The following is a 17,106-nucleotide window of genomic DNA, read 5'->3' as shown; positions in this document are numbered from 1 at the left end:
ACAGCTATTCTTTTGATCCACACCGCACCTTGTCAAACCTCTTGACGGCGTGGCGCACTTGGCGGTCGCCGCATCTTCCTGCCGAACAACCGGATTCCGCGCCCGATGTCTTGGTGATTGGCGGCGGCGCGGCGGCATTGTGTGCGGCGATCACGGCGCGACGCGCTGGCTGTTCGGTGCTGTTAGCTGAACAGGCACCGCTCGCGCACCGTGGCGGCAATACACGCCATTCGCGCAATCTGCGTTTGAGTCATCCCGCGCCGACGCCCTTTACTTCCGGCGTGTATCACGCGGATGAATTTTGGGCAGAACTGGATCGCGCCACTGAGGGCACCGCCGATCCGAATTTAGGGCGGCTGTTGGTCGAACATTCCGCGACGCTCACCGACTGGCTACTAGAAGCTGGGGTGCCGTTACAGCCACGCTCTAGCGGCGTGCTGCCCGAATCGCGGCGCACGGCCTTTTTACTCGGCGGCGGCAAAACGCTGCTTAATCGGCTCTATGCGCTGGCCGAGCGGCTGGGCGTGCGGATCTGGTATGACTGTGAAATCAGCGCCCCACAGCTAGAAGATGGTCGCATCGTGCATCTGACCGCCCAGCACGCGCACACGTCATATCCCCTCACCCCGCGCACGGTGATTGCCTGCTGTGGCGGTGGACAGGCAAACCGCGCTTGGTTGCGCCAGCAGTGGGGCGCGGTCGCCGACGGGTTCATCAATCGCGGTACGCCCTTTGCGACGGGTACGTTGCTCGCATCGCTGTTGCAGCAGGGTGCATTAGCAGTCGGCGATCCGCGAGCGGCCTATCTGGTCGCCGTTGATGCGCGATCACCGGCAGATGATGGCGGCATTGTCACCCGCGTGCGCTCTATGCCGGAAGGAATTGTCGTCGATACCAGCGGTCGCCGTCGCCATGATGAGGGCGGTGATACCGCTTCAACGCGCTATGCGCTGTGGGGACAGCGGTTGGCGCACTGGCCTGAGCAACTCGGTTATCTGATTTTGGATGCACGCGGGCAACGCGCCGCGCCGCCCGCGCTCTATCCGCCGATCCAAGCGCCGACACTGGCCGCACTCGCCGCACTGCTGGGCATCGACAGCGCGGCTTTATGCGCAACGGTCGCCGACTATAACGCCGCTATCCGGCCCGCTGCTGCTGAACACGCAAGCGGCTATACCGTCGGACTTGATCCACCAAAAACCCGCCACGCCCAGCCGCTCACTGAGCCGCCCTTTTCGGCTTATCCGATGCGTCCGGGCATCACCTTCACCTATTACGGGGTCGCGGTCGATACCCGCACCCGCGTGCGGCTGGCTGCGGGCGGCGTGATCGAGAATCTGTTTGCAGCGGGAATGCTGATGGCCCCGAATCTGATGGCACGCGGTTATGTATCGGGGCTGGCGCTGACGATTGGGCTGGTATTCGGGCGCTTGGCAGGTGCGGAGGCGGCGCGTGGCGTCCACAGCGGCTGAGATCGACACCGAGATCCACGCCGAAACGCGGCGCGTGCTGGCCATCTGCGATGCCTGTGGCTATTGCAATGGCTTTTGCGATCTGTTCACCGCCGCACGGCAGCGACCGGCGCTCACGGATGCAGATTTGGCGTATCTGGCTAATCTCTGTCACGCCTGCCGCAACTGTTTTTATGCCTGCCAATATGCCCCGCCGCATGACTTTGCCGTCAATGTGCCACGTACATTGGCGCGGATGCGGCATCAGAGTTATCTGGAACACGTCTGGCCGCAAGCCTGTGCGCCGCTGCTGAATCATCCGCTGCTGACGGTGATCGCGGTCACGCTGGCCGCGATTTTGGGGCTATGGGGTCTGACCCGATTGAATCTACCCAATCCAGCCGATCCCAGCGCCGCACTGTTTTATCGCGTGCTGCCCTGGGAGGTGATGATCTGGATTGGACTTGCGCCCTTAACATGGTCGGTGCTGGCGCTGGGGATCGGCTGGCGACGCTATTGGCGACTGATACGACCGCATGATCTGAATTATCTGAACACGACGCAGCGGAGCGGTTGGCGAACTGGGTGGCGCGTACTGCGCGATGTGCTGCGGTTGCGCAATCTGCGCGGCGGCGGAGTTGGCTGCAATGATCTGGATGATCGCTTTTCACATGCGCGACGCTGGCTGCATCAACTGCTGCTGGGCGGTCTGGCCCTGAGCTTCGCCGCGACGGTTACGGCGAGTTTCTATCATCATGGCCTGAATCTAGCCGCACCCTACCCGCTGTTGAGTCTGCCGGTGCTGTTGGGCACGGGCGGCGGGATTGCCGTGTGCCTCAGTACGCTGGGATTGGGCTGGATTGAATGGCGTGCCGCGCCCGAACCACTGGCCCGCGAAGCCCAGCGCCTCGACAGGGCGTTGCTCGGCTTGCTGTTTCTGGTCGCCAGCAGCGGACTGGTTCTGCTCGGCTGGCGCATGACCGCCGCGATGCCGCTGCTGTTATGTGTGCATTTAGGATCGGTGCTCGCCTTCTTTTTACTCTTGCCCTACAGTAAATTTGTTCATGCCGGTTATCGCGTGTTTTCAGCGATGAGCTTCCAGCTTCCAGCGACCAGCTATAAAAGATAACCACTAATTCAGCACAAGCTGGCGGCTGAAAGCTGACCGCCCCTACACAGTAGAACTTGTCCATGTCATCGTCTTCGCTTATTACCTCGGTTTCTCGCGGGATGCGGCTCGTGTTACTGGCAACTGTCATCATGTGTTTGAGCGTCGTAGTGGCGTTTGAATACCGCGAATTGCTCCACGAAACCAAGCGCCTGCGCACCCAAGATTTGCAGCAGCATCAGCAGCGGTTGGAAGCCCGCGTGCGGGTGGCAATTGCCTATGCCCGTCATCAATTCGCTTGGGAGCAGCAGACCGCTGGCGCTGAGGTCGATGCCGCCACCGTGATCGCTCGCACCCAAGCTCGCATTTTGGCTTGGCTCGATGCGCTGCGCTTCGAGGATGGTTCCTACATCTTCATTGGGCGTTACGATGGGCTGTCGTTGGCCGGGCCAGCGAAAGGGCAAAACGTGTTGGAACTGATCGATGCCGATGGTCAGCCCATCGTGCGCACGCTGATTGCCTATGCACAGGCCGGCGGCGGCTTTCTTGAATACAAGATGCCCAAACTTCCCGATCAGCGTTCGGCCCCAAAACTCAGCTATGTTGCGCCAATCCCAGAATGGGGCTGGTATGTCGGCACTGGCACCTTTATCGACGATATCGAAGCCGAAATCACGGCGCTGCATCATCAGGTGCATCAGCGGATTCAGTCGGAAGTGTTGACGATCAGCGGGCTGTTTGTCGTGATTTTAGGTCTTGCTGGTTGGCGAGCGCGGCGCATCGCTGCTGCTGTCCGCCGCGATAGCGAGACCTGTGTTCACTATCTCGAACAGGCGCTCGACACCTCCGCACCAAGCAGCGACACCGAGCATCTGCCCGAACAACTGCATTTCCATGAACTGCGGGCCATTGCGCAAGCGGCCCGCCGCATGATCGCGCATCGCCGACAGGCTGAACAGGCGTTGCGCGAGAGTGAACAACGCTTTCGCACGCTGGTGGAAGTCAGTCAGTATTACATTCAGGAACTCGATGCCAGCGGGCGCATCGAGTACGCCAATCCAGCGGCTGTGCAGCTTTTTGGACGTGAACCGAGTGAGTTGATCGGTCAATCTGTTGCCACGCTGTTACCTGAAGATGAAGGCGCTCGGCTGTTAGCCGATCTGCACCGCTTCGCCACCGAACAGCCACCGCCGATGACCTATTACAATCGCAATCTGACTGCCGATGGTCAGATGATTCATGTCGAGGTCGATTGGAATTACAAGCGCGATGCCGCCGGACAGGTGATCGGCTTTGTCAGCATCTCTAAAGATGTCACCGACTATCGCCGCGCTCGGCTGTTATTAAAAGGGCGCAATCGTGTGCTCGAAATGCTCGCTCGCGGTCAACCGCTGCGCGAAATGTTGACGGCGATTATCACTTATATCGAAGACATTGCCCCGCGCGCGATCTGCTCGATCCATCTGCTCGATCCCGCAACCCAGACCCTGAGCACTGCCGCCGCTTTGAGCTTACCGGAGTTTTATGCCGAAGCGGTCGAAGGAGCCAAAATCGGTGTCGGCATCGGCTCCTGTGGCGCAGCGGCAGCAACCGGACAGCGCGTGGTCGTCGCCGATGTGCTCACCCATCCCGATTGGGCCGCCTACCGCGAGCTGATGGAGCGCACGCCGCTCCGCGCCTGCTGGTCACAGCCGATTATCGGGCATGGCGATCAGGTACTCGGCACCTTTGCCATCTACGCGAACTGTGTGATGGAACCCTCAGCGGTCGATCTGGAGATGATCGAATCGGCTGCTGAATTGGCCGCCATCGTCATCGAACATGAACGCGCCGCGAGCGCCACCCGTCAGGCTGAAGAAAAAGCCCGGCTGTTGCTCGAATCGACTACCGAGGGCATTTTTGGACTGGATTTAGAGGGGCGCGTGACCTTCATCAATCCCGCAGCGGCTGATCTGCTCGGCTATGCCCCCGAAGAGCTAATCGGCCAGTCGATTCATCCGCTGATTCATCATTCACACGCCGACGGCACGCCGGTTGTGCCCGAATGCTGCTCCATCTTTGCCACCCTAAGCAACGGGCAGGATTGTCACGCCGCCAATGAAGTGCTGTGGCGGCGCGATGGCAGCAGTTTTCCTGCCGAATACTGGGCCACGCCGATGCGCCGCGATCAGCAGATTGAAGGGGCGGTCGTCACCTTCCATGACATCAGCGCCCGCAAACGCGCTGAAGCTGAAATTCAGCATCTCGCCTTTCACGACAGCTTGACCGGCTTGCCCAATCGCCTGCTCTTTAAAGAAGAACTCGCCCAAGCCCTCGCCGGATTGCGCCGCAATAATCAACGCTTCGCGCTGCACATGCTCGACTTGGATCATTTCAAAGATGTCAACGACACCCTCGGGCATCCGGTCGGCGATCAACTGCTACGTGCCGTGACCGAACGGCTGACGGCGATCATCCGTGGCACCGATATTCTGGCGCGTTTTGGTGGCGATGAATTTGCGTTGCTACAAGTGCAGATTGAGGAAATCGGTGACGCAGCAGCATTGGCCAGCAAAATTATCGAATCGTTGGAACAGGATTTTCAACTCGGTGATAACCGCATCACCATCAATACCAGTATTGGGATTTTAATTGCCGATCAACACTGCCACGATGTCGATGAATTGATTACGCGGGCCGATGTCGCGCTCTATAAAGCGAAAGAAGCCGGACGCGGGGTTCATGCGTTTTTTGAGGACTCGATGACGCAGCAATTACGCCGTGAAATGGAAATCACCCGCGAACTCACTCACGCCATTCAAGCGAATGAATTGTTTGTCGTCTATCAACCGCAATTTGATTTGCACACCGGGCAATTGGTCGGCATGGAGGCGCTGGTGCGCTGGCAGCATCCACAGGACGGCATCCGTTTGCCCGGTGCATTTCTGACGGTCGCGGAAAAACGTGGTTTAGTGCGACCGCTCTCCGATTGGGTACTCGATGCGGTGTGCCGTCAGATGTGCGATTGGAGCGCACGCGGGCTGGTATTCGGGCGCATTGCCGTTAATCTCTGTGCGCAACAGGTCGGCGATCCTGATTTTGGTGACAATATTCTCGCTGTAATCGAACGCACCGGGGCTAATCCGCACAACTTGGAACTGGAATTTACCGAAACCGTGTTAATTGCCGCCGATGCACAAACCCAAGCCGATATTGTGCGGTTATCCGAATTGGGCATTCATTTTGCCATTGATGATTTCGGTACCGGCTTCTCGTCGATGCAATATTTGCGCAAATTCCGCACCGATAAAATTAAAATCGACCGCGAATTTATCCAAGATGTCACCCATGATGCCGGTGATGCCGAGATCGTCAAGGCGACCATTGCGCTTGGTACCGCACTCGGACTGATGACCATTGCCGAGGGTGTGGAAACCGAAGAACAGGCCGAGTTTTTGCGGCGTCACGGCTGTCGGCAGGTGCAAGGCTATCTCTATGGGCGTCCGCAATCGGTCGCTGAGATTGAGCGGTTGTTATCATCAGTGTCCAGTGATGCGCGTCTGACATAAGCGAATGCCGTTTAGCACGACGACTGCGGATGGTCATTCGTGTTCATCGGAGCGGCGGTTTAAGATAGCGCGGTGCGGTTGACAGCTTGATCCGCTGTCAGCCGCCAGCATGACCGATCTTTCTGTGTTTAACCCCCCCCAGCTTAATGACTTGCTAGGAGCTGCTCTTGACTATTCATCGTTATTCGTTTGCGCAACGTGCGCTGCATTGGCTGCTGGCCGTGCTGGTATTTGGTCTGCTGATCGGTGGCCTGACCTTCGGCACCCTCGGCTATGAAGGCCTGTCAAATCTGGTCGGCGCTGAGACGGCCGGCGAACTCTTCACCTATCACAAAAGCATCGGCGTGTTGGTGCTGGTGCTGACGATGCTGCGCATTGTGCTGCGCGTGCGCGGCACCACACCGCCCTATGATCCGCCATTGAGCGGCATCGAACGGGCCGTCGGTGGCGTGACCCTGTTGCTGCTATATCTGCTGTCGCTCGGCGTGCCGATTGGCGGCATGATTGCGACCGCTGTGTCGGGCTATCCGCTGGAATTTTTCATGTTGAGCGTGCCCAGTCCGCTCACCGCCAATCCTGAACTCGGCGCAACCCTGTTCTCGTATCACGGACTCGGCGGGATTGCACTCGGCTTAGTTGTGCTGCTGCACATGGCCGCCGGGCTGAAGCATTGGAAGCTCAAAGATGGCGTGATGACGCGCATCAGCTTGCCATAAACCCGTCACACCGTGTCAGATGGAGAGCGGCGCGTGATGGCGGCCAAGCTATTGATTCTCGGCGGAACTACCGAAGCCTATGACTTGGCCGACCGCTTGGCCGCGCTTCCAGACTGGCATGTCATCACCTCGCTTGCCGGACGTACCGCCGATCCTCGGCACGCGGCAGGCGAGACCCGGATCGGCGGCTTTGGTGGTGTTGCCGGACTGGTGCGCTATCTCGATGAACACGCGATTCGCGCCGTGCTGGATGTCACGCATCCCTTTGCGGCGCAGATGGGCTGGAATGCTGCCGAAGCCTGTCGCATCACCGGCATACCGCTGCTGCGCTTAGAGCGCCCGGCGTGGACGGCTGAGGCCGGAGATCGCTGGCAATCGGTGACAAGCTGGACAGAAGCCGCCGCCGCTGTGCGCCAGAGCCAAGCGCAGCGCGTGCTGTTGGCGGTCGGGCGACAGGAATTAAGTCATTTTGTTGACATTGAAACCGCATGGTTTCTGATCCGCTTAGTCACACCACCCGCGCCGCTTCCGCCCTTTTATGCTGCCGAATGGCTCTATGCACGCGGCCCCTTTGCACTCGCTGATGAGCGGGCGCTGCTCGACACCTGGGCGATTGATACCATTGTGTGCAAAAACAGCGGTGGCACGGCGACAGCCGCCAAGCTGCTCGCAGCGCGTGAACGCGGGGTGCGGGTCATCATGCTTCAGCGACCAGCGCGACCGGCGGGCGTGCCGACGGTGGCCGATGGTGAGGCGGCGTTAGCCTGGCTTGAGCGTCTTGCTTTGGTGGGTTTGAACCGCTAAGGCGCTCAGAATACGAAGGTTTTTTCTGATGACAAAATTTCGGCAGAGCGCACCAATATGAGCATTCTCAAACCAGAGCGCAGTTATACATTTTCCGATTATTTTGAACTGAATTATCCACCTGAAATGATTTTAGCCGAATTAGGCTACAGCTATCAGTTAACTAAACTCGATTTACCGCATGGTACAGTTAAGCATTCACTCGATACACTGCAAGCGATGTTTTATCGCAAATTACCGCATATCTCACTCAATTCTGAAATCGCTAAACGCGAAATGATGATTGCGCCGATTCTCTTGGAATTGCTTGACGAAATCGACATCAAAATTGATATTGAATATCCAATTTATATCAACGACCAACTCAAAGGAACGCTCGATTATTGGATTCACTCACTGAACAGCATTCTTATTGTTGAAGCCAAAAAATCCGATCTGGAAAAAGGTTTTACTCAACTCGCCGCTGAACTCATCGCAATAGATCACTATTTGCCAAGCGATCATTCTGAACTGTTCGGCGCAATTACCGTCGGTGATCTGTGGCGTTTTGGCAAATTGGATCGTACTACAAAATCCATCAGCCGTGATATTGACGCCTTTCGTGTACCATTAGATATTCCAGAGCTATTTAAAATTTTAGTTGGCATTCTATCGCATCCCTAGCTGTGTTTTGATCGAAAATCTAAAGACGAAGCCGAAGCTTCGTCACAAAAAAAGATTTTTCTGCGTATTCCGCGCTTTCAGCGGCAAAAAGACGTGACAAAGCTAGAGCTTAATCATGCGTAATCAGCTTCCAGCAAATACGGCTTGATTGCTGGAGGCTTTTAGCCACTCGCTATTTCGTCGGCAACACCATGCGGCTCGCGTCGCAATACCAAACCCGAGGCACTTTGCTTCGCAGCATGTTTCAATTCCGCAATTGTGCGCCCGAGTTCATCGCCATCGCTGTAATCATCTCCAGGGCGAATTTCTAGCAGCGCCAAACTACAGCGCATGAGCGGCATTTCGCGTAATTGACCATAGCGATCTGCTGCTTGCAAATAACCGCGCTGGCGATCTTCAGCATCATACAAACTCTGCACATCAATGCGGAATTTCTCCAGCAACCAACGCAGTCGTTCCAGCACAGCATCCAGTGCTGCATCCTGAATTGCAGCAAAAAAATCATCTCCGCCCACATGCCCAACAAACCAGCCATGCTGTTCTAATCCGGTGCGCAACAGATCGGCAAATAATTGAATCGCTCGATCACCACGCCGAAAACCATAATAATCATTAAACGCTTTAAAATTATCAAAATCGATATAGGCTAAATGCCAGCCCTGATTGCGCTCACTGATTGCCCGTGAAACATAACGATGAATCGGATTATTCCCCGGCAATTTAGTTAATGGATTTTGGTCGCGGGCAACGGCGAGATTTTTTTGCTCAACCAATTTTAGCAATGCCGTTGCCGAAATAAATCCCTGATAACGGCCATCACGGGTAATCAATACCCCAGCGGTATCGCTGGCAGCGGAATAGGCTTCTAATAACCGATCAATCGGATCATGGATGTCAACTAATGGACAGGCTTGGACAAAATCTCGAATCTGTCGCGCAAAGGCCCGATTAACGATCAACTCGCGTCCATAGGCTGAATAAATAAAATCCTTGATATCGGATTCATATACTAATCCCAACGGGCGATCTGCGTCATCGAGTACTGGAACAATATGATGTTGTTTATCACGGCGCATCGCCTCAAATAATCGCGCAATGCCCTCGCTGGCATGAATCGGCGGAATGGGTTCCAGAAACGATTCAATTAAACTGAGATCACCCGACTGCTCGCGTTGATGGCGCTGATGAATGTCAGCAACTTGCGTGTAAGTGGGGAGCAACGCAGCATGATCGGTTTGCGGATGAGCAATCAAATAGCCCTGCGCTAAATCACAGCCAATTTCGCGACAAGTTAATAGCTCATCTTCGGTTTCAATGCCTTTGGCAATGACTTGAATATTAAGTTGATGCGCTAATTGCACTGCGTTAGCAACAATTACTCGCTTGCGATGATCGGTATCAATACCTTGAATTAAAAACCGATCAAATTTAATGTGATCTGGTTGATAGAGATATAGCCGCCGTAATCCCGAATGCCCATCGCCAAAATCATCGAGCGCCACATGCAGTCCGGCGGTGCGATAACCAGCAATCATCGCGCCGAGATCGGGATATACAGCTTGATCGACCGCTTTCGATAATTCCAGACACAGGGTATCCGGTGGCAAACCTTGCGCTTGCAAACATTGAAATACCTGTGCTCCGTGTTGTGGGTCAATCCAATGCGGGTCAAGATTAAAAAACAGGCGATACCGCTGGGCATTTGGCAGCGCAGCAAACTGACTAATTGCCAGTGCGGTTAAATAGGCATCGAGCGTTTGAGAATGCTGTTCGGCATGAGCACGCTCAAATAGCGCGTGACTATTGAGCAGTTTTAGCTGCTTTAAACCGCGCAATAGCGCCTCATAGCCGAATACAGCTCCAGTGTGGATATTCACAACCGGTTGTAGCGCATACTGGAGCGCGGGACTGAACTCAGTCAGCCACTCAGCCGCTTGATTAGCGCGAATGCGCATCGATTTTTTGTGGTGCATGGGTGCTGATCGCCGTAATTCCTGACGCCGATGTCGGATGCTATACAACCGATATGAAGCACCGATTAAATTTAGTGATGACCGGCTGTTTTGCACGTTGGGTCGTGCTGGGTCAAGATGCGGTGTTCGGGTGGAGTTGCCGAGCATTATGCCACGCTGAGCCGTTCACACGAAACGGTTTCCACCATCCTGCGCCTTCCGTCCGAACCCGATGTCGAAATCGGCGCGGGCCGTTAGACTAGCACCCCCGCTCTGGGTTTTTCCCCTTCTCAGCCGCCGCGTAGGACTCCTGTGGACGCAACTTTCGTACATCTCCATCTCCATTCTGAGTATTCGTTGAGCGACGGACTGGTGCGCATCAAGCCGCTGGTCAAGGCGGTTACCGTCGCTGGAATGCCGGCGGTGGCCGTCACCGATCAAAGCAATCTGTTCGCGTTAGTGCGTTTTTATAAGGCTGCCGTGAGCGCCGGTGTCAAGCCGATTGCCGGTGCCGATCTGTGGGTGCGCAATCCCGAGGACATCAATCAACCACATCGTATTGTGTTGCTGGCGCAGAACGAGCCGGGCTATCGCAATCTGACACGCCTGATTTCACGCGGTTTTATCGAAGGACAGCATCGGGACGCGGCGCAGGGCGTATCACAGATCGAGCACGACTGGCTGCGTGACGCCCATCACGGATTGATTGCGCTCTCCGCTGGGCCGCGTGGTGATGTCGCTGAAGCCTTGCTCAAAGGTCGCACGGAATTAGCCAATCAACGGCTTGATGCGTGGCTATCTATATTCGCGGATCGCTATTATTTGGAATTAATTCGCAGTGGACGCCCGCAAGAAGGGGAATTGATTGAAGCCAGCGTTGATTTAGCGATTCGGCGCGGTGTGCCGGTTGTGGCGACAAATGATGTGCGTTTTTTAGCGGCAAGCGATTTTGAAGCCCATGAAGCACGGGTTTGTATTCATCAAGGACGCACATTAGATGATGCGCGGCGTCCGCGTGATTATAGTGAAGAGCAATATCTACGCACGCCAGCGGAAATGGCGGAACTCTTTGCTGATTTACCTGAGGCGCTGGCTAATACTGTTGAGATTGCCAAACGCTGTAATCTCGAACTCAAACTCGGTAAAAATTATTTGCCGAGTTTCCCCGTGCCCGAAGGCATGACGACGGATAGCTTTTTTGCTGAACAATCGCGTCGCGGTTTAGCGTGGCGTTTAGAGCGGATTTTAGATCGCACTGCGCCGGATTATGCCGAACGCCGTCGCATCTATGAAGAGCGGCTCACAATAGAGCTAGATGTAATTATTCAAATGGGCTTTCCTGGCTACTTTTTAATTGTGGCTGATTTTATTCAATGGGCAAAGGATAATGATATTCCGGTCGGGCCTGGGCGTGGTTCCGGTGCCGGATCGCTGGTCGCCTATGCACTCAAAATCACCGATCTTGACCCGATTGAACATGAATTGCTATTTGAGCGATTTCTTAATCCTGAGCGCGTGTCGATGCCTGACTTTGATATCGACTTCTGTATGGAAGGACGGGATCGCGTCATTGATTATGTTGCCGGTAAATACGGACGTGATGCCGTCTCACAGATTATTACTTTCGGCACGATGGCGGCAAAAGCTGTGGTGCGCGATGTCGGGCGTGTGCTGGGGCATCCCTATGGTTTTGTTGATAAAATTGCCAAAATGGTGCCCTTTGAATTAGGGATGACGCTGGATAAAGCACTCAAAGAAAGCGAAGAATTAAAACGCGCCTATGAGCAAGATGAAGAGGTGCGAACGCTGCTGGATATGGCGCGTAAATTGGAAGGCTTAACGCGCAATGCTGGAAAACATGCCGGCGGTGTGGTGATTGCGCCGACAGTTTTAACTGATTTTGCTCCGCTCTATTGCGAACAGGGTGGCGTCAATCTCGTCACTCAATATGATAAAGATGATGTGGAACAAGTCGGATTGGTTAAATTCGACTTTCTCGGATTGCGCACGTTGACAATTATTGATTGGGCGCTGAAAACGATCAATGCCCAACGTGCAGCAAACGGCGAACCGCTGCTCGATATTGAGCGAATTGATCCGCACGATCAAGTCGCGTTTGATTTGCTAAAGCATTGTGAAACCACGGCAGTTTTTCAGCTTGAATCACGCGGTATGAAAGAGTTGATTAAAAAGCTCCAGCCGGATTGTTTTGAAGAAATAACCGCATTAGTGGCGTTATTTCGGCCTGGCCCGCTGCAATCAGGCATGGTTGACGATTTTATTGAGCGTAAACATGGACGCGCTGAGGTGGCGTATCCGCATCCAGATTTAGCGCCAATTCTTAAACCCACTTACGGCATTATCTTGTATCAAGAACAGGTGATGCAGATTGCGCAGGTATTGGCGGGATATTCGCTGGGTGGGGCGGATATTTTGCGCCGATGTCTAGCTGGCTCGACTGAAGTAATTGATGCAGCGACTGGACAGCACGTTACATTAGCTGAAATCGCGGCCACGCCAGATGTTTGGATTGGGCGTGACATATTTGCGCTCAATTTACAAACACAAAAAATTGTCCGCCAGCCGATTGCTGCTGTTTTTCATAATGGCGTTCAAGAGGTATTCGAGGTCATAACCCGCACTGGACGCCGGATTCAAGCTACAGCGACGCATTTATTTTATACGCTGATGGGGTGGAAGCCACTGGGGAGTTTTTTTGAAGGCGAGACGATTGCATTAGCGGTACAACTGCCGATAGAACGCGCAGCATCTTTGAAATCTTTGGCACATAAATCAGATATTTTTTGGGATGTCATTGATTCAATTCGTCCGCTAGGTCGAATGGAAGTCTTTGATCTTACGATTCCAGAACATCACAATTTTATTGCCAATGATTTTATCGCCCATAATTGTATGGGCAAAAAGAAACCGGAGGAAATGGCTAAACAGCGTGAAACTTTTGAACAAGGTGCATTAGCGCGGGGAATTGATGGCCAACTTTCGTCGCATGTTTTTAGTCTAATCGAATATTTTTCGGGTTATGGCTTTAATAAAACATTAGCTTCTGAAACTCAGATAGCTACGCTAAATGGTACAAAAAAAATCGTTGATTGTTGTTCGGGCGATCATGTCGTTTCGATGGAACTTGATGGTCGATTGCGCGTTTCAACTGTTATCGCATTGCACGATCATGGTCAAGTACCACTATGGGAAGTTGAATTTGATGACGGAGTAATTGAATACTGCACCCTTGATCATAAATGGCTCACGCATCATGGACAATGGCCACTATGGAAGATTTTGGAAACTGGTGAATCGATCTGGGGATGCTCACCTAATCAATCGAACGTAATTTTTAACGCTTGTGATGCGCTCGAAACGCAGTGTTTAATAAATCATCATGTTGTTTTGCGGCGACCAGTACGGGCGACATTTGTTAAACTTGATCAAGGGTATGATCTTGAAGTTGATCATCCTGAGCATAATTTTTTGCTTGCGTCAGGGCTGTGTTGCTCGAATTCCCATTCAGCCGCTTACGCCCTCGTCAGCTATCAAACGCTCTGGCTCAAAGCTCATTATCCAGCCGCATTTATGGCCGCTGTACTTTCGGCGGATATGGATAATACCGATAAAGTCGTCACATTAATTGACGAATGCCGGACATTGAAACTCAAGGTTGAGCCACCGGCAATCAATCGCTCCGACTATCATTTCACCATCGCCGACGATCAAACTATTCTTTATGGTCTCGGAGCTGTCAAAGGTGTCGGCGAATCGGCCATCGAAGCCATGCTCGAAGCGCGACGCGCTGGCAAACCCTTCCGCGATCTGTGGGATTTTTGCACACGTATCGACCTACAACGTGTTACGCGCCGCGTGTTGGAATCGCTGATTCGCGCCGGAGCACTCGACGAACTCGGCCCCAATCGCGCCACCCTCATGGCGCAGTTGCCGCTGGCACTCAAAGCCGCCGAGCAATCACGCAGCACCCGCGCTGCCGGTTTGGTCGATTTATTCGGCGCAACGGAACCCAGTGGCCCGCCTGCACCAGATCCACAAATCGCTTGCGAAACACAGGTCGATTGGGACGACGACCAGCGCCTCGAAGGTGAAAAAGAAACGCTCGGACTCTATCTCACTGGTCATCCCATCGACCGCTACGCCGATGAACTCAAAGCGATGGGCGGAACACGAATCGCACGCTTGCTAGAGACTGATCGTGAACTCGGACGCCGCGACCGCCGTGACCGTGAAAAACGTACCGTTGTCGGATTGGTGGTCAGTGTACGCCACGGCAAAACGCAACGTGGCCGCATGGGATCAATCGTGCTCGACGACCGCAGCGGACGCATCGAGGTCACGGTTTTTTCTGAGCTGTACGATCAGGTGCGCTCCCTGCTCGCGGCGGATCATATTCTCAGCGTGACCGGCGTACTTAACTTCGATGAGTTCCGCGATGCCTGGTCACTTCGCGCAGAAAGTGTGCGCACCTTTGAGGACACGCGGGCGGGGGCGGCCGATCATGTGTTGCTGACGCTCGATTTGACTGATCCAGCGGAATATGCACACGGATTGGAGCGTGTTGCCGAACTGCGGGCGGCGTTGCTGGCGTATCGCGATACGGCGCGTGAGACGAGTTTGCCGATTCTGTTGCACTATCGTTGCCCACACGCTGTCGGCGAATTGCGTTTTGGAACAGCGTGGCGCGTGCGACCGACGGATGCGTTATTCAAACAGTTGCGTCAAGTATTGGGCGCAGAATGCGTGCGTGTGGCGTATGAACGGCCAATAGCTGCGGCAACGATTCCCGAAGTATCCGCGCCGCGTTTGCGGGTGGTGTCGTGAGTAGCGTTTATTCAACCCAAGTTATCACGGATAATTCTTGAACCCGCTCAAATTCGCGGATATTGTGAGTGACGAGTGTGGCATTCTCAGCAAGTGCATGGCAAGCAATCCAAAGATCATTCGCACCAATTGGTGTTCCAGCTAATTTCAGGCGGGTGAATTGCTCGGCGTAATGCTGACAAATACGCGCATCAATCGGATACAGCACCGGCACCTGTTGCGTCAGTTGATTGAGTTGCTGTTGCACTGCGTTTTTGCGCGTACTACGTTCCGCACCCTTTAGTAGCTCGGCATAGGTAATAAAAGACATGCAGAGTTGATCCTCTATCGGTAGCGCATTGATCCGTTGCGCTACGCTAGGTGGTCGGTGCTTAAGCAAATAAATTAAGATATTCGTATCAAGCATGTATTTCATAAGTTATCACGCTCCTGAATACCTAATAATTCAGCGCGATCCAATTCAAGTGCCGTGATAAAATCTGCATCAAAATCACTCAGCGTCTGCAATAACGCTTGACCACGATTTGAGCGCAGCGGATGGAGCACAAGATCGCCATTCTCAGTGCGCCGAATCTCTACTTGTTCGACATCAAGGCGAAATTCCGCTGGAATTTGCACGACCTGATTATGGCCGTGTTTGAAAACAGGCATGATTGTTGTTGGCATAATTGAAGCACTACTAAACTAAACACTCAAAACCAAGATGGCTATACGTTAAAACGCAGCGCACTTTAAATCAAGCACAAATACCCCATATTGTAGAGCAGTTTTTATACTGATTTTAACTGGAGCGCGTGTATGGCACTACGCATCAAAAGCTATTGGAAAGACGATGAGCGCAGCCGCTCACTCCCGGAAATTGCCAGCGCCCTAGCTTATATTGCTTGGCGCATTGCCCTTGACAAAGCGATCAATTTGCACTGCGAACGCTTCGTCTATGACCAGGATGCCCAGCGTTTAGCGGTAATCCAGGAATATCTTATTTTTCTGGTGCAAATTGCTGACCGCTTGGCACACGCTGAACTGAATGAAGCTGACCGGCGCACGCTTATTGTTGAATTTGCTAAAAATCTTTTTGGCCATGTGCAGGATAATAGCCAAGATTTGCTTGGCCCGGGCGATTACGGCGGCCCTTTTATCGCCCGTCTTGATGCGCGCTCCGCTGATTATGCTGAATTTCAATTTACTGATGATGGGCCGAGTTATGCGTTGTTACGTCATCTTGGCCATGAAATTCAAACCATTATGGGCGAATCCGACGCGAATCGCTGGGTGATCGATCAAGTCATGGATAAAGACGGTTGGGAGGCGTACAAACATTTCGCCCGTGCCTATCGCAACCTCTTTGAATGAAGCAAGTCTTGCTTTTTTTTCTTGCATTTTTTCGACGCTAACGCCATGATTTACATGCCGTCGCGTATCTCTCATGCCGTGCGCCTGTTTGCCTTCAGCGACACTTCAGCGACGTGTTCAATTCATGAGGCTTTAGCCCTCACAGTCAATCCGCTCGATTCCCGTTACAGCGACCTGTGCGCTCCGCAGCGGCGGTCGAGTCCATGGAGAACGTCATATATGGTTCTAAAGATAGGCGGCGATCTGCTGGCGCTGGACGCTACGATTCGTCGTCAAATCGAAGCGGAAGCCCGTAAACTCGTGGATCGCTTCCCCGATGAGCCGATTGAGGCTCAGGTTACTGTCCAGGAAGAATTTGACCCGGTGCATGGTCATCGTGTCCGCTGTGAGCTGAGTACTAAACTCGGTGCCGGACGCCAGATCGTAGTGCGCGAGGCGCGTAAGGTCGCTGCCGAGGCAATCACCGAAGTGTTTACTGCCGCTCGCCGTAATGTGCGCCGCTTGCGCCGTCAAAATGTGCTCAATCTTGCTGCTGTTCCGACTGCCACCACCGCTCCAAAACCCGCTACCGTGCGCGGTGTGGCGCAGATAGCGACCCGTTAAGCTGCCAGCGCAATCTCTTCCCGTGTTCAGCCTTGAGCGATCCCATCCGCGCCCCCAATTCAT

Annotated in this window: 12 protein-coding genes; 9 read left to right on the top strand and 3 right to left on the bottom strand. The window is 53.8% G+C overall.

The features are described from left to right. Positions 1 to 29: 29 nt before the first annotated feature. The 6 genes from tcuA (at position 30) to BLW10_RS01695 (ending at position 8,290) form a co-directional block, all read left to right on the top strand. Positions 30 to 1,472: an FAD-dependent tricarballylate dehydrogenase TcuA gene (tcuA, locus tag BLW10_RS01720; protein WP_245709050.1), complete on the top strand. Its 1,443-nt coding sequence runs from the start codon at positions 30 to 32 to the stop codon at positions 1,470 to 1,472. Continuing rightward, positions 1,453 to 2,580 (top strand): tricarballylate utilization 4Fe-4S protein TcuB, encoded by a 1,128-nt coding sequence (tcuB, locus tag BLW10_RS01715; RefSeq protein ID WP_245709049.1) that lies wholly within the window; start codon positions 1,453 to 1,455, stop codon positions 2,578 to 2,580. The genes tcuA and tcuB overlap by 20 nt, the downstream gene beginning before the upstream one ends. Positions 2,581 to 2,642: 62 nt before the next feature. Then, a complete protein-coding gene (locus BLW10_RS01710; RefSeq protein ID WP_091331849.1) occupies positions 2,643 to 6,107 on the top strand; it encodes an EAL domain-containing protein in 3,465 nt (1,154 codons plus the stop codon). 167 nt (positions 6,108 to 6,274) lie between these two features. Further along, positions 6,275 to 6,823 carry a cytochrome b gene (locus BLW10_RS01705; protein ID WP_091331847.1) on the top strand — a complete coding sequence of 183 codons (549 nt, stop codon included), beginning with the start codon at positions 6,275 to 6,277 and terminating at the stop codon, positions 6,821 to 6,823. A gap of 12 nt (positions 6,824 to 6,835) precedes the next feature. Beyond that, entirely contained in the window at positions 6,836 to 7,627 is a 792-nt protein-coding gene (locus BLW10_RS01700) for a cobalt-precorrin-6A reductase (protein ID WP_342707491.1), read from the top strand. Positions 7,628 to 7,684: 57 nt separating this feature from the next. Next, positions 7,685 to 8,290: a hypothetical protein gene (locus tag BLW10_RS01695; RefSeq protein WP_091331844.1), complete on the top strand. Its 606-nt coding sequence runs from the start codon at positions 7,685 to 7,687 to the stop codon at positions 8,288 to 8,290. A gap of 161 nt (positions 8,291 to 8,451) precedes the next feature. Here BLW10_RS01695 and BLW10_RS01690 read toward each other — a convergent pair whose 3' ends face one another. Next, the gene (locus BLW10_RS01690) at positions 8,452 to 10,263 is read right to left on the bottom strand and encodes a GGDEF domain-containing protein (RefSeq protein ID WP_245709048.1); all 1,812 of its coding nucleotides are present in this window, start codon (positions 10,261 to 10,263) and stop codon (positions 8,452 to 8,454) included. A gap of 291 nt (positions 10,264 to 10,554) precedes the next feature. Between BLW10_RS01690 and dnaE the strand changes: the two genes are divergently transcribed. Further along, entirely contained in the window at positions 10,555 to 15,087 is a 4,533-nt protein-coding gene (dnaE, locus tag BLW10_RS14170) for a DNA polymerase III subunit alpha (protein ID WP_091331842.1), read from the top strand. Positions 15,088 to 15,094: 7 nt separating this feature from the next. On the opposite strand, the gene BLW10_RS01680 is transcribed toward dnaE, so the two are convergent. Together BLW10_RS01680 and BLW10_RS01675 are read right to left on the bottom strand one after the other, a co-directional pair. After that, positions 15,095 to 15,502, bottom strand: coding sequence for a type II toxin-antitoxin system VapC family toxin (locus BLW10_RS01680; protein ID WP_091331840.1), 408 nt, complete (start codon positions 15,500 to 15,502; stop codon positions 15,095 to 15,097). After that, positions 15,499 to 15,738, bottom strand: a complete 240-nt coding sequence (locus BLW10_RS01675; protein ID WP_245709047.1) for an antitoxin — start codon at positions 15,736 to 15,738, stop codon at positions 15,499 to 15,501. The genes BLW10_RS01680 and BLW10_RS01675 overlap by 4 nt, the downstream gene beginning before the upstream one ends. 147 nt (positions 15,739 to 15,885) lie before the next feature. Between BLW10_RS01675 and BLW10_RS01670 the strand changes: the two genes are divergently transcribed. Both BLW10_RS01670 and BLW10_RS01665 read left to right on the top strand, forming a co-directional pair. Next, positions 15,886 to 16,440: a hypothetical protein gene (locus tag BLW10_RS01670; RefSeq protein ID WP_091331836.1), complete on the top strand. Its 555-nt coding sequence runs from the start codon at positions 15,886 to 15,888 to the stop codon at positions 16,438 to 16,440. Positions 16,441 to 16,659: 219 nt separating this feature from the next. After that, positions 16,660 to 17,043, top strand: coding sequence for an HPF/RaiA family ribosome-associated protein (locus BLW10_RS01665; RefSeq protein WP_091331834.1), 384 nt, complete (start codon positions 16,660 to 16,662; stop codon positions 17,041 to 17,043). The last annotated feature ends 63 nt before the right edge of the window (positions 17,044 to 17,106 follow it).

Source organism: Allochromatium warmingii (assembly GCF_900107145.1).
GTDB classification, from domain to species: domain Bacteria; phylum Pseudomonadota; class Gammaproteobacteria; order Chromatiales; family Chromatiaceae; genus Thermochromatium; species Thermochromatium warmingii.
The sequence above is the reverse complement of the archived record's forward strand: the minus strand, read 5'-3'. Positions and strand labels throughout refer to the sequence as shown.

Bases quoted from the DNA above. Each gene is read 5' to 3' on its own strand.
- BLW10_RS01675 (WP_245709047.1), bottom strand. From the start codon at position 15,738: ATGCCTGTTTTCAAACACGGCCATAATCAGGTCGTGCAAATTCCAGCG.
- BLW10_RS01670 (WP_091331836.1), top strand. From the start codon at position 15,886: ATGGCACTACGCATCAAAAGCTATTGGAAAGACGATGAGCGCAGCCGC.
- BLW10_RS01710 (WP_091331849.1), top strand. From the start codon at position 2,643: ATGTCATCGTCTTCGCTTATTACCTCGGTTTCTCGCGGGATGCGGCTC.
- BLW10_RS01695 (WP_091331844.1), top strand. From the start codon at position 7,685: ATGAGCATTCTCAAACCAGAGCGCAGTTATACATTTTCCGATTATTTT.
- BLW10_RS01665 (WP_091331834.1), top strand. From the start codon at position 16,660: ATGGTTCTAAAGATAGGCGGCGATCTGCTGGCGCTGGACGCTACGATT.
- BLW10_RS01690 (WP_245709048.1), bottom strand. From the start codon at position 10,263: ATGCACCACAAAAAATCGATGCGCATTCGCGCTAATCAAGCGGCTGAG.
- BLW10_RS01680 (WP_091331840.1), bottom strand. From the start codon at position 15,502: ATGAAATACATGCTTGATACGAATATCTTAATTTATTTGCTTAAGCAC.